Annotated in this window: 12 protein-coding genes; 5 read left to right on the top strand and 7 right to left on the bottom strand. The window is 71.4% G+C overall.

Going from position 1 to position 12,702, the window contains the following annotated elements; all coding sequences use genetic code 11:
* Positions 1–45: 45 nt before the first annotated feature.
* Complete coding sequence (locus tag ACFHWS_RS00860; protein WP_416551344.1) at positions 46–1,716, bottom strand: GMC oxidoreductase; 1,671 nt, start codon at positions 1,714–1,716, stop codon at positions 46–48.
* A 137-nt stretch (positions 1,717–1,853) separates the two neighbouring features.
* Here ACFHWS_RS00860 and ACFHWS_RS00855 point away from each other — a divergent pair, with 137 nt between their 5' ends.
* Together ACFHWS_RS00855 and ACFHWS_RS00850 are read left to right on the top strand one after the other, a co-directional pair.
* Positions 1,854–2,093 carry a hypothetical protein gene (locus ACFHWS_RS00855; RefSeq protein ID WP_158632395.1) on the top strand — a complete coding sequence of 80 codons (240 nt, stop codon included), beginning with the start codon at positions 1,854–1,856 and terminating at the stop codon, positions 2,091–2,093.
* Positions 2,083–2,400 (top strand): type II toxin-antitoxin system PemK/MazF family toxin, encoded by a 318-nt coding sequence (locus tag ACFHWS_RS00850; RefSeq protein ID WP_416567429.1) that lies wholly within the window; start codon positions 2,083–2,085, stop codon positions 2,398–2,400. The genes ACFHWS_RS00855 and ACFHWS_RS00850 overlap by 11 nt, the downstream gene beginning before the upstream one ends.
* 55 nt (positions 2,401–2,455) lie before the next feature.
* Here ACFHWS_RS00850 and ACFHWS_RS00845 read toward each other — a convergent pair whose 3' ends face one another.
* A complete protein-coding gene (locus ACFHWS_RS00845; RefSeq protein WP_416551342.1) occupies positions 2,456–2,626 on the bottom strand; it encodes a hypothetical protein in 171 nt (56 codons plus the stop codon).
* Positions 2,627–2,964: 338 nt separating this feature from the next.
* On the opposite strand from ACFHWS_RS00845, the gene ACFHWS_RS00840 reads away from it, so the two are divergent.
* Entirely contained in the window at positions 2,965–3,882 is a 918-nt protein-coding gene (locus ACFHWS_RS00840; protein WP_416551416.1) for a sulfotransferase domain-containing protein, read from the top strand.
* A gap of 521 nt (positions 3,883–4,403) precedes the next feature.
* On the opposite strand, the gene ACFHWS_RS00835 is transcribed toward ACFHWS_RS00840, so the two are convergent.
* From ACFHWS_RS00835 to guaB, 3 genes are all read right to left on the bottom strand, one after another.
* Entirely contained in the window at positions 4,404–5,855 is a 1,452-nt protein-coding gene (locus ACFHWS_RS00835) for a M1 family metallopeptidase (RefSeq protein WP_416567428.1), read from the bottom strand.
* Entirely contained in the window at positions 5,852–6,970 is a 1,119-nt protein-coding gene (locus tag ACFHWS_RS00830; protein ID WP_416551340.1) for a GuaB3 family IMP dehydrogenase-related protein, read from the bottom strand. The genes ACFHWS_RS00835 and ACFHWS_RS00830 overlap by 4 nt, the downstream gene beginning before the upstream one ends.
* Positions 6,971–7,042: 72 nt before the next feature.
* Positions 7,043–8,632, bottom strand: a complete 1,590-nt coding sequence (gene guaB / locus ACFHWS_RS00825; RefSeq protein ID WP_416551339.1) for an IMP dehydrogenase — start codon at positions 8,630–8,632, stop codon at positions 7,043–7,045.
* A 230-nt stretch (positions 8,633–8,862) separates the two neighbouring features.
* Here guaB and ACFHWS_RS00820 point away from each other — a divergent pair, with 230 nt between their 5' ends.
* On the top strand, positions 8,863–9,273 hold the full coding sequence (locus tag ACFHWS_RS00820) for a DUF5319 domain-containing protein (RefSeq protein ID WP_416567427.1): 411 nt from the start codon (positions 8,863–8,865) through the stop codon (positions 9,271–9,273).
* Positions 9,274–9,279: 6 nt separating this feature from the next.
* Here the strand turns inward: ACFHWS_RS00820 and ACFHWS_RS00815 are convergent, their stop codons facing one another.
* Positions 9,280–10,245, bottom strand: coding sequence for a response regulator transcription factor (locus ACFHWS_RS00815; protein ID WP_416567426.1), 966 nt, complete (start codon positions 10,243–10,245; stop codon positions 9,280–9,282).
* A 280-nt stretch (positions 10,246–10,525) separates the two neighbouring features.
* Between ACFHWS_RS00815 and ACFHWS_RS00810 the strand changes: the two genes are divergently transcribed.
* Positions 10,526–10,954 (top strand): WhiB family transcriptional regulator, encoded by a 429-nt coding sequence (locus ACFHWS_RS00810; RefSeq protein ID WP_416551337.1) that lies wholly within the window; start codon positions 10,526–10,528, stop codon positions 10,952–10,954.
* Positions 10,955–10,978: 24 nt separating this feature from the next.
* On the opposite strand, the gene ACFHWS_RS00805 is transcribed toward ACFHWS_RS00810, so the two are convergent.
* The gene (locus ACFHWS_RS00805) at positions 10,979–12,529 is read right to left on the bottom strand and encodes a molybdopterin-dependent oxidoreductase (protein WP_416567500.1); all 1,551 of its coding nucleotides are present in this window, start codon (positions 12,527–12,529) and stop codon (positions 10,979–10,981) included.
* Between the last annotated feature and the right edge of the window lie 173 nt (positions 12,530–12,702).

Genomic DNA, 12,702 nt, shown 5'->3' with positions numbered 1-12,702 from the left:
ACCGACCGTCGCCGAACCGTCCCGACGATGGTTCAGGGTCGCGGCTCAGCTCGCCGGCGGGCGGCGGTCCGGTGCGCCCTTGACCGGCCAGTGGGCCATCGCCCGCTCGGCGAGCGCGACAATGGTCAGCGACGGGTTCACCCCCAGGTTCGCCGGCACCGCCGCGCCGTCGACCACATGCAGGCCCGGACAACCGAAAACCCGGTGGTACGCGTCGACGACGCCGTCCGCGCGGGTGGCCCCGATCACCGCCCCGCCCAGGATGTGGGCGGTCATCGGCACGTCGAAGGGCTCGGTGACCGCGCCGCCCGGGATGCCGCCGATCTCGTCGGCGAGCAGCCGCACCGCCCGGTGACCGGTCGGGATCCAGCTCGGGTTGGGTCGGCCGTGCCCGTGCCCGGCGACCAGCCGGCCGCGTCGGAGGTATGTGGTCAGCGAGTTGTCCACCGACTGCATCACCAGCGCCACAATGGTCCGCCGCGACCAGTCCCGTACCGACAGCAGCCGCGCCGTCTCCCGGGGCCGGCCGGCCAGCGCGGCCAGCCAGCGGCGTACCCGGCGCGGCCCGCCGGCCACCAGCGCCGACTGCAGCAGCCCCATCAGGTTGGACCCTTCGCCGTAGCGCACCGGCTCGACGTGGGTGCCCGGCTCCGGGTGGAACGAGCTGGTGATCGCCACCCCGTCGGTGAAGTCGAGGGCGCGGCGGCGGGCGGCCCGGCGGGGGACAGACACGCCGAGGATCGCCTCCGAGTTGGTCCGGGTCAGGGTGCCGATCCGGGCGGAGATCGCCGGCAGCGCGCCGGTGGCGCGGGCGGCGTGCAGGAGCCGTTGGGTGCCGAGCGCCCCGGCGGCGAGCACCACCTGGTCGGCGGTGATCGTCTGCCGGCCGCCGACCCAGGCACCGGTACGGCGTACGTCGACCAGGTAGCCGGCACCGTCCGGACCCGGCCGCAGCCCGACGACCGTGGTCAGCGGCCGGATGTGCGCTCCGGCCCGTTCGGCGAACCACAGGTAGTTCTTCGGCAGCGAGTTCTTGGCACCGACCCGGCAACCGGTCAAGCAGGAACCGCAGTGGGTGCAGCCGACCCGGTCCGGCCCGGCCCCACCGAAGTACGGGTCGGCGACCCGCTCACCGGGACGACCGAGGTAGACGGCGACCGGGGTGGACCGGAACGTGTCGGCGGCGCCCATCCGGTCGGCGACCGCCCGCATCGCCCCGTCGGCGGCGGTGGTACGCGGATAGTCGACGACGCCGAGCATCTGCTTTGCGCGGGCGTAGTGCGGGGCGAGTTCGGCCCGCCAGTCGGTGATGCCGGACCACTGCGGGTCGGCGTAGAAGTCGTCCGGCGGCTCGTAGAGCGTGTTGGCGTACACCAGCGACCCGCCGCCGACGCCGGCTCCGGACAGCACCAGCACCCCGGCCCGGCCGCTACTCTCCTCCGTAGGTGTCTCCCCTGTACCTGTTCCTCCTGCGCGTACCCGGGCTGCTCCGCGTCGGGCGGCCGGGCGCAGCAGGGTGATGCGCTGGATTCCGTAGCAGCCGAGCGCCGGCATCCACAGGAACCGTCGCACCCGCCAAGAGGTGCGCGGCAGTTCGTGGTCGGCGAAGCGTTGACCGGCCTCCAGCACCAGCACCGAGTAGCCCTTCTCGGCGAGCCGCTGCGCGGCGACACTGCCGCCGAACCCGGACCCAATCACGACTACGTCGTACCGCATCCCGCCATCATTACCGCCTGGTAACCGCTGCACCACCAGCCGACCCGCCGATCCATCCGCTAGCGGATCGGCAAGCAGCCGGAGGAAGTAGACCTGTGGTGTAGACGAGAAGTAGCCTGATACGTAGAATTCTCTGCATGGCGACGACGACGATCCGGGTCAGCACGGCCACTCGCGACCGGCTGATGCGGACCCGCACGGAAGAGTTCGGCGACGCGCCGATTGACGAGGTCATCACGCGGCTTCTAGATGAGCACGCCGACCAGGCGCTGAGGGCGAAGATGCGGGCCGACGCGGAGCACGCTCGTGGCAACATCGACGACCTCGCGGAGGTTCGCCGGGTACAGGCTGAGATGGACGAGCTCAGTGCGTGGTGACGTTTACCGGCTGCGCGCACCCCGCGACGCCGTCGGTCACGAGCAAAAAGGAGCGCGGTACGCCGTGGTGGTGCAGTCCGACGATCTCAACCTGTCAACGACGATCGTCGCTCCTACCTCCACCTCAGCCCACCCGTACGTGTTCCGGCCCGAGGTCACCGTGCGCGGCGAGCCAACCCGACTCATGCTGGACCAACTGCGTGCCGTTGACGCCGAGAAGGCGATCGGCGAGCGCGTCGGCCGGCTGAGCCCAGCCGAGTTGGTCGAGGTCAACCGGCTGCTACGCGCCGTTCTCGACGTCCTTTGAGCCGGCCCAACTCCTGGGCGGCAGACTACCGGACCTGCGCGTCGAGGTCATGCGTCTAAGCCTCCAGCGCTCGGGCGACCGCCGAGATGATCTGACTGTCGTCCCCGCCGGGTTGACGCGTCTCGTGGACGAACGCGGCAGCGTGGTGACGCAGCATCTCATCCGGACCGGGCCTGGCGGGCGGCGCGGCCGCGACCCGGGTGCCGCCGCCACGCCGGGAGGTCACCAGCCCGGCCACCTCGAGCTCGCGTATCGAGTGCGCAGTACAGGCAGGGTGGGCCAGGCCGCCCGCTTGTGTGACCGCTTGCTACAAGCGAGCTGCGCCGCGTGCCCGGTCCGGCATCGGCCTCCGCTGCCCACTCCCGGGTCGACACGCTCAGCATGAAGAGATTCACGGGCAGCTCCGAGGTTGACCGGGCGGTCCACGTCCATCATCATCTCAGGCTGGGGTGCGTACTATCATCTCAGGCTGAGATGCGCGGCATCCGCTGATGCGTGTCGTCCACTTCGGGCAGGATCCGCTTCGGGCAGGGACCGGCTGCGGGCAGAGACAGGGCTAGGACACTGATCAAACGGACCTTCACCTTCGCCAAGCACCACACGCCCAGCAACGTGCGGGTGGCGGTGCGGTGGACGATGCTCGAGACGCGGATCGTGAGAAGCCGGCTGACGATCCCGGTGGTCGCCCGCTGCGAATACGACAACATCTACCACTGCACGGTCCGCAAGACGGGCAGCCAGTGGGTGAAGGCCATCCTCAGCGACCCGGTCGTGTATCAGTATTCCGGTCTGCTGCCCTTCGATCAGCGAGTCCACCGGCGGCGTTACCCTGACGCCATCCCGCCCGGCCGGGTGGCCTCGTCGCTCTTCGTCGGCTACAAACGCTTCGAAGCGATCCCCAAGCCGGAGAGGTACCGGGCCATCTTTGTGATGCGGGACCCGCGCGACATCGTCGTCTCCAGTTACTTCTCGCTGCGGAACTCGCACACCCCGATGGGTGACGTCCTGCACCATCGGAAGATTCTCAGAGAGAAGCCCCGCAAGGAAGGCCTGCTGTACGTCATCAACCACCTCGCGGAGAAAAACCTCTTCTCCGCGCTGCGGTCGTGGGTGGTCGCACCCAGCGCCGAGACGTTCCGTCTCTTCCGATACGAGAATCTGACCGGCGAGCGACAGGCGGACGAGGTGGCGGAGCTGATGCGGCACTGCGGGATTGCTCTACCTCCGGCCGAGTTGGCGGCGCTGCTCGACCGGCACGGGTTCTCCCGGATGCGCAAGAATCGCCTGGAGACCGGGCCGACGGCGCACTACCGCAAGGGCAAGGCCGGTGACTGGCTGAACCATTTCGACGACGACATCTACGAGGCCTTCGTCGCAACGACCGGCAACCTCGTCGAACTCTGCGGGTACCCCAGCCGCGACAAGGCGCGTGCTGCCCTGGACCCGAACGGTCAGCAGAGCCTGGACCCGAACGGCCAGTAGGGCCGCACCGAGACGGATCGACCGTCGTGCGGGCCGATCCCGGCGGGGCAGGGCTGCGGTCCAGCGATCGAGCCATCACAATGCGCACATGGTCTATGCCGCCAACCAGGTGCCTGAGCACCTGTTGATCAAGATCGAGCATCGGGACGACCCGGTATCGGCGGTTTCCGAGGACGACGCCCGCAGGACGCCCGTGACAGCCTCGCGTCCCACTTCCGGCGGCTGCACAGTGAGACACCGCAGTCCGGGCGAGCTCGGCCGCCTGCTCCGGGGTGGGGTAGAAGCGGAACCTGAACGCCCGCTTCACGGTCCTGGACACAGTCGACAGCCTAGCGATTCGGTCGTGAACCGTGGGGTTGGTGTGCGGTGGACACCGATCCGCCTCGGCCGCGGATCGACTTTCCCTGTCCCGCTCCGCGGGGGTTCCGTTTCCTCCCCGGCCGCAACGCCGGAGTATCCACGGAAGGACTCTGATGACGGGCGAGCCCGGCTGCCCGCCCGGCCCGCCCGTCCATCAGCTGTCAGGGCTTGGCCGGAGCGGTGTCGCCCTGCAGCCAGGCATCGAAGAATTCCCGCAGCGGCTGGCCGGAAACCCGCTCGGCGACCGTGACGAACTCCTCGGTGCTGGCGTTGCCGTTGCGGCGCTCGGCCGTCCAGGTGCGGAGCAGGCGGAAGAACGCGTCGTCACCGATGGTCCGTCGAAGCGCGTGGACGGTCAGCCCGCCCCGCTTGTACACCGACTGGCTAAAGATCCCCGCCGGGCCGGGGTCACCGGCCGGGCTGGCCCAGTCGATCCGCTCGTACTCGCGGTCGAACATCTCGTCGACGGTGGCCGCACCGTCGTGCTCGGACCACAACCACTCCGCGTACGTCGCGAAACCCTCGTTCAGCCACATGTCCCGCCAGTGCCGGATCGACACGCTGTTGCCGAACCACTGGTGGGCCAACTCGTGCGCGACCACCCAGGTGACCGGCCCGGAGTCGAAGAACACATCGCCGTACACCGGCCGGGACTGGGTCTCCAGGGCGTAGCGGATCCGGTCGTCGTTCACCACCACGCCGCCGTACGCGTCGACCGGGTACGGACCGAACACCGACTCCAGGTAGTCGGCGATCTCACCGGTGCGGGCCATCGCCTGCTCGGCCGGGCCACCTTCCGGCAGATCGGCGGAAACGGCAGTCACCATCGGCCGACCGGCGTGGGTGCCACGCTCCACCCGGTAGTCGCCGATCACCAGGGTGGTCAGGTAGCTGGCCAGCGGGGTGGACTCCGACCAGGTCCAGGTGGTCCAGCCGTCGGCGCTGCTGGTCGGCCCCGGTACGCCGATGCTCAGCGCGGCCAGCCCGTCCGGAACGGTGACGTCGATGTCGAAGGTCGCCTTGTCCAGCGGGTGGTCGTTGACCGGAAACCAGGTGCTGGCCGACTCTGGCTGGCCGAGCGCGATCGCTCCGTCGTCGGTCACGTGAAAGCCGCCCGCGCCCAGGTCCGGGCTGGTCAGGAGCTCGGGCCGGCCGCCGTAGTCGACGACCACGGTGAACTGCGTACCGTCGGCCAGCCCGGTGGCCGGGGTGACGACCAGCTCGTTGCCGTCGCGGCTGTGCCTGGCCGGGGTGTCGTCGACGATGACCGCGTCAACGACCAGCCCGGCCAGGTCAAGGTTGAACCGGGACAGATCCGTGGTGGCGGTGGCGGTGATCGTGGCGGTGCCGTCGAGCCGCTCGCTGTCCGGGTCGTAGCGCAGTGTCAACTGGTAGCCGGCCACGTCGTAGCCACCGTTGCCGTACGTCGGGAAGTAGGGGTCGCCGATGCCGGCCGCGCCGGGTTGGAAACCACCCGTCGAGCTGTCGTCGCCCCGGTCGACCGGCTCCGGCAGTACGCCGCAGCCAGCACCGGTGGCCAGCGCCACCGCGAGCAGCGCGGCGACACCGGACGTACGCCGCCGCAGCGCGAACGACGGACGGCGGCTGGTCACCGGTCGAGGACCAGACCGACCCGCTGGAACTCCTTCAGATCGCGGTAGCCGCACTTGGCCATCGCCCGGCGCAGCCCGCCGAACAGATTCTGCTGGCCGTCCGGGGAGTCGGCCGGCCCGAACAGCAACTGCTCCATGGTGCCCAGCGGCTCGTCGGCCACCCCGAGCGCGCCGCGCGGCAGCTTCGGGTGGCTGGCCACCGAATGCCACCACGCCCCGGCCGCCGGGGCCTCGGCACACAGCGACAGCGGCTCACCGAGCATCACCGCGTCGGCACCGCAGCCCAGCGCCTTGGCGATGTCACCGGAGGTCTGCAGGTCTCCGTCGGCGATCAGGTGCACGTACCGGCCGCCGGTCTCGTCCAGGTAGTCGCGGCGGGCGGCGGCCGCGTCGGCGATCGCCGTGGCCATCGGCACCCGGATACCGAGCACCGAGTCGGTGGTCGACCACTCGTCCGCGCCGATTCCGACGATCACCCCGGCCGCGCCGGTACGCATCAGGTGCAGCGCCGTCTTGTAGTCGGTGCAGCCGCCGACCACCACCGGCAGGTCCAGGTCGGCGATGAACTCCTTGAGGTTCAGCGGCTCGTCGGTGGTGGAGACGTGCTCCGCAGACACCAGGGTGCCCTGAATCACCAGGATGTCCACGCCGGCGTCCAGCACCACCGGGGCCAGCGCCAGGGTGTGCTGCGGTGACACCCGGGCGGCGACCGTACCGCCGCCGGCCCGCATCTGCCGGACCCGTTCGGCGATCAGCTCGGGGCGGATCGGTTCGGCGTACGCCTCCTGCAGCCGCTGGGTCGCCGGGTCGTCGTCGTCCAGCGCGGCCAACTCGCCGAGCACCTTGCTCGGGTCCTCGTAGCGGGTCCACAGCCCTTCGACGTTGAGTACACCGAGCCCGCCGAGCTCGCTCAACTTGGCGGCGCTGGCCGGGCTCATCGTGGCGTCCGACGGGTGCGCCACGCATGGGATCTTGAACTGGTACGCGTCGAGCTGCCACGCGGTGGAGACGTCGTCGACGTCCCGGGTCCGCCGGCTCGGCACGATGGCGATGTCGTCCAGGTGGTAGCCGCGCTGCGCGGTCTTGCCCAGCCCGATCTCGACCACGTCACGCATGGCATATCTCCGTCATGGACAGGTCGACCGCCCGGCGGCTCGGCCACCGCGCGGGCAGGTCGACGGCGTAGGTCAGCGGGTGTGGTAGTTGGGGGCCTCGACGGTCATCTGGATGTCGTGCGGGTGGCTCTCCTTCAGACCGGCCGCGGTGATCCGGATCAGCTGGCCGCGCTGGTGCAGGTCGTCGATGCCTTCGGCGCCGACGTACCCCATGGCCAGCCGGACCCCGCCGATCAGCTGGTGCACGACGGTGGCCAGCGGTCCACGGTACGGCACCTGGCCCTCGACACCCTCCGGGACCAGCTTCTCGTCGCTGAGCACGTCGTGCTGGAAGTAGCGGTCCTTGGAGTAGGAGCGGGCCTGGCCACGGGACTGCATCGCGCCCAGCGACCCCATTCCCCGGTACGACTTGAACTGCTTGCCGTTGATGAACAGCAGCTCGCCGGGGCTCTCCTCGCAGCCGGCGAGCAGGCTGCCCAGCATAACCGTGTGCGCACCCGCGACCAGCGCCTTGGCGATGTCGCCCGAGTACTGGATGCCGCCGTCGGCGATCACCGGAACGCCGGCCGGGTGGCAGGCCCGGACCGCCTCCATGATCGCGGTGACCTGCGGTACACCGACCCCGGCGACCACCCGGGTGGTGCAGATCGCCCCCGGGCCGACCCCGACCTTGACCGCGTCCACGCCGGCCTCGACCAGCGCGCGGGCACCGGCGTAGGTGGCGACGTTGCCGCCGACCACGTCGACCTCGGTGTCCCGCTTCAGGGCCCGCACCATGTCCAGCACCCCGCGCTGGTGGCCGTGGGCGGTGTCCACGATCAGTACGTCGACGCCCGCGTCGACCAGGGTCCGGGCCCGCTTGTACGAGTCGTCGCCGACGCCGATCGCAGCGGCCACCCGCAGCCGGCCGGCGTCGTCCTTGGTCGCGTCCGGGTACTGCTCGCTCTTGGTGAAGTCCTTCACGGTGATCAGCCCGCGCAGTCGGCCGGCGTCGTCGACCAGGGGCAGCTTCTCCACCTTGTGCTGGCGCAGCAGGGCCAGCGCGTCCGCCTTGGCCACCCCGACCGGGGCGGTGACCAGCGGCATCGAGGTCATCAGGTCGCGTACCGGGCGGCTCTGGTCGGTTTCGAACCGCATGTCGCGGTTGGTGATGATGCCGACCAGGGCGCCCTGCTCGTCGACGACCGGGACACCGGAGATGCGGTACCGGCCACACAGCGTGTCGACGTGCCGCAGGGTGTCGTCCGGGCCGCAGGTCACCGGGTTGGTGATCATGCCGGCCTCGGAGCGCTTCACCAGGTCGACCTGGATCGCCTGGTCGTCGGCGGAGAGGTTGCGGTGCAGTACGCCGATGCCGCCCTGCCGGGCCATCGCGATCGCCATCCGCGCCTCGGTCACCGTGTCCATTGCGCTGGACAGCAGCGGTACGGAAAGTTGCACGTTGCGGGTCATCGAGGTCACTGTGTTGACCCGGCTCGGGATGACGTCCGACTCGGCGGGCTGCAGCAGCACGTCGTCGAAGGTCAACCCGAGCGGCACCGCCCGGGCCGACCCGGCGGGCATCTCCGGCACGTGGCCGCCGAACGCGGCGGGGACCGGGGGCACGTGACCGCCGTTGGCGGTGCTGTCGACGACGGGCTGGTGGGTGGGCGAGTTTTCCACGACTTTTCCCCTGAGCTGGTCGGACGGTTCGCCTGCGGCCGGCGGCGGCTGATGCCCAGGCGCCGGGTCGGCAGGCGGCCCGGCGTGGGTGGCGGTTGACCGGCTCGCCCCGTCTTGCGGTGCGATGGTTCATCGTACCCACCGCCGGACCGGCCGGGCGCGCCACCTGCGCGGCCAGCCAGACCGGGTGGGGCCCACGCAGCCGGTACGGGTGGGACTACGGTGGAGGGGTGCACGAAGAGCCGATCGATCCGTTCAGCGGCGACCCCGCCGATCCGGCAGCCGGGCTGGAGGATCCCGCCGAGGCCGGCGAGCCGGATTCGTTGACGCCCGCCGAACGGCAGGACGTGCTGGAGGACCTCGCCGACCTGGAGGTCTACCGGGCGCTGCTCGGCGCGGTCGGGATCCGCGGGCTGGTGATCGACTGCGAGGACTGCCGGGAGCCGCACTACTTCGACTGGGACCTGCTGCGCGGCAATCTGCGCCACCTGCTCGACTCCGGCCGGCCGAGGGTGCACGAGCCGGCCTTCAACCCCGACCCGGACCACTACGTGAGCTGGGAGTACGCCCGGGGGTACGCCGACGGCGTGCACGACACCCTGCGGGACGAGGCGGACGACGACCAGGGCCGGCCGGGTTAAGGTCGGTCAGGCGACCAGTCCGGTACGGAATCCGGTGGCCACCGCGTGCGCCCGGTCCCGTGCGCCGAGCTTGCGGAACAGTCGTCGCGCGTGGGTCTTGACGGTGTCCTCCGAGACGAACAGGTCGCGGCCGATCTCGCCGTTGCTCTTGCCTTCCGCCATCCCGCGTAGCACCTGGAGTTCGCGTTCGGTGAGCCCGATCCGGCGTAGTGCGGTGACTCGACCGTCCGACGGCTGGGCGCCGTCCGGTCCGGCACCGTGCGCCACGCCGCCATTGGGTGCGCTGCCGTTGGGTGCGCTGTCGGTCGACGCGCCGTCGGGGTGCGGGACGGGCGCCGGTGCGTCGGCGGTGTCGGCGGCCGGTGCCGTCGCGGCTGCGTCGTCGCGTTGGTTCGGCACCACGTTCGGGCCGGTGGCCGGATCCACGCCGGCAGCGGCCGCAGCCGTCTGCTCGGCGGCGCCGGTGACCGATTGTCCGGCGGAGTCGGTACCAGCGGCGGCGGCCCCGGGGTGATGAGTCGCCGCGCCAGCGGCACCAACAGTGGCGGTCACCGCCGGGGCCGGTGCGGCTGCTGACTGCTCGGTCAGCAGTGCCGGCGTACGGCGGCCCGGCGCGGCGAGCAGCAGCAGGGTCTTCGCCACGGCGGTGACCAGGTCGTCGGTGCCGCGCAGCAGCCCGCGGGCGCCGGCGGCCAGCGCGGCCGACGCCACCTGCGGGTCCTCCCCGCCGAACAGCACGATCACGCTGCCCGGCGAGCGGGCCAGTACCCGGCGGGTGAAGCTGGCGCTGTCCGGACGGGCCAGGGCGGTGTCGGCGAGTACGATCTCCGCTGGGCGTTCGGCGAGCCGCAGCATCACCTCCGGTTCAGAGACCGCTGTTCGTACTGCGGCGGAGAGACCGAGCCGGGCGGCAGCGGCGGTGATGTTCTGAGCTGCAACTACTGTTCGCACACACACGAGCACCTTGCGCACTTGTGACTCCCCTCTCCCGCCAGCAGCAGATCACGCGAGGCACGCTCACTCATGCGCTTCGCCACGAAAAAAGATGAAAGTTCAGGACCGGTGGCCACGTCGCCGACCGGCTATCGCGCGCAGGTTCCGACCCGGGTGATCCCACCCGTTCCGGCACGGGTGATTGAGCAGTGGGACTCCCGGGTACCCCGGTGACACGAAGGACCGGAGCGCTTGCGCGGCCGGCCGCCTGGTCCTACCACGAAGTGTCCGCAGGAGCCGCGCGGAAGGAGGGGTGCAGATGTCGGATGTACGCCGACTGCCCGGACCGATCGTCGACCTGTGGGAGTGGCAGATTCTTGGTGCCTGCCGTGGCCGGGACAGCGCCCAGTTCTTCCACCCCGACGGTGAGCGAGGGTCGTCACGCAACCGCCGGGAGTCGGGAGCCAAGGCGGTCTGCCGGACCTGCCCGGTCCGCGCAGAGTGCGCCGCGCACGCCCTGTCGGTTCGCGAGCCGTACGGGGTGTGGGGCGGTTTCAGCGAGTCGGAACGGCTCCGGCTGATCGCCCTCGGCTGGGAAGATCTCGCTGACCGCCGCGGCGGCCGGGTCGACGTGCAACGGCTGGAGGCCCGGCTGGGCCGGCCGCACAAGTCGACCGTACCGGCTCAGCGCCGGCCGGAATCGACCGCCGTCAGGCCGCAGCCGGCGGACTCGGCCACCGCCGCCTGACCACGGCCACGGTTTCGAACATCCCTACTGGACTGTGACGCGGATTGAGTGCCAGCCGGTCGCCCCGTCCGGGGCGACCGGTTGGCGTAGTTCGGGCTGGGTGGCGCCGGTCCCGTCGGTCGCCCGGACCTGCAGCAGGTGCTCACCCGAGGTCGCCGGCCACTGCCAGACCCACTGCACCCAGGTGTCCGCGGAGACCGCCGGGGCCAGCTCGGCCGGCCGCCAGGGGCCGTCGTCCACCCGTACCTCGACGCCGCTGATGCCCCGGTGCGGGGCCCACGCCACCCCGGCCACCGGCACGGTGCCGGCGGACAGTTCGGCGCGGACCCGGGGGGTGTCGATCCGGGACTGGGTCTTGATCGGACCCTCCGCCGCCCAGCCACGCGGCACCCAGTACGCGTCGAAGTCGGCGAAGCTGGTCAACTGCAGCTCGGTGACCCACTTGCAGGCGGAGACGTAGCCGTAGAGGCCGGGCACCACCATGCGGACCGGGAAACCGTGCTCGACCGGCAGCGGTTGACCGTTCATCCCGACCGCGAGCAGCGCGTCCCGCCCGTCCAGCAGCGCCTCGGTCGGGGTGCCGCAGGTCCAGCCGTCGACGGACCGGCCGACGACCTGGTCGGCTCCGGGCAGCGGGCCCGCCTCGACCAGCAGGTCCCGCACCGGTACGCCGAGCCAGCGGGCGTTGCCGATGAGATCCCCGCCCACCTCGTTCGAGACACAGGCCAGCGTGACGTACCGCTCCACCAGGTCCATCCCGAGCAGGTCGGCGTAGCTCAGGGTGATCGGGTTGGTCACCCGGCCGTGGATCCGCAGTTGCCATTCGTCCGGGTCGACCTGGGGAACGGCCAGCGCGGTGTCGATCCGGTAGAAGTCACGGTTGGTGGTGACGTACCGGCTCAGCCCCGGCGCCGCCGGATCCACACCGGAAGGCAGCGGCGGCGCGGCGTCGACCGGGGCGGGCAGCGTCACGGCGGACCGGGCGGTCGCCACCCCCCGGCGTTGCGCCAGCCAGCGACCGCCGGCACCGGTGATCAGGGCGGCGCCGACCGACACGCCGACGCTGGACAGGAACCGGCGCCGGTCGGCGGTGCCGGCACCGGGCCGCACCGGTACCGACGCCGGTTCGGCGGGCGACGCGGCTGCGGCCGGCCGCAGCGGGCCGGCGAGCAACGCCCAGAGCAGCAGCGCGGCGGCGGACACGCCGATCACCGCCGGCAGGACGGCGGCCGGCCCGGCGCCGGGCCGGGTGAGCGCGGCCACCGCGCCGATCACGCCGAAGACCGCGATGCCGGCGAAGCCGACGGCGAGCCGGCGGGCGGCCAGCACCCCGATCACGGCCGCGAACCCGGCGAGCAGTACGCCGGTGCCGATCAGCAGCGCGGTCTTGTCGTGTACGCCGAACACGTCGATGGCGAACTGTTTCAGCGGCTCGGGGACGGTGTCGACGACCACCCCGCCGACCGCGACCAGCGGTGCCGAGCGGGCGCCGGTGCCGACGGCGACCAGCTCGGCCAGGCCCAGGGCGAGCGCGGCGGCGGCCACCCCGGCGAGCGCCGCGAGCGGCCCGGGCAGGCGGCCCGGCGGTTCGGTCGGCGCAGCTGGCCCGGTCGGCTCCGGCCCGGTCGGCTCCGGCCCTGTCGCGTCCGGCACCGTCGGCTCCGGCGTCATCACGTCCAACCCATCTGTCCGGCACCGTACGGGTCGACGGCGCATTGGTACCGCCGACGATACGCAGAATCCGCGTG

Source organism: Micromonospora sp. LOL_013 (genome assembly GCF_048060315.1).
GTDB lineage: Bacteria > Actinomycetota > Actinomycetes > Mycobacteriales > Micromonosporaceae > Micromonospora_E.
The sequence above is the reverse complement of the archived record's forward strand: the minus strand, read 5'-3'. Positions and strand labels throughout refer to the sequence as shown.

Coding starts and splice junctions, on each gene's coding strand:
- ACFHWS_RS00860 (WP_416551344.1), bottom strand. CDS start 1,716: ATGCGGTACGACGTAGTCGTGATTGGGTCCGGGTTCGGCGGCAGTGTC.
- ACFHWS_RS00855 (WP_158632395.1), top strand. CDS start 1,854: ATGGCGACGACGACGATCCGGGTCAGCACGGCCACTCGCGACCGGCTG.
- ACFHWS_RS00830 (WP_416551340.1), bottom strand. CDS start 6,970: ATGCGTGACGTGGTCGAGATCGGGCTGGGCAAGACCGCGCAGCGCGGC.
- ACFHWS_RS00810 (WP_416551337.1), top strand. CDS start 10,526: ATGTCGGATGTACGCCGACTGCCCGGACCGATCGTCGACCTGTGGGAG.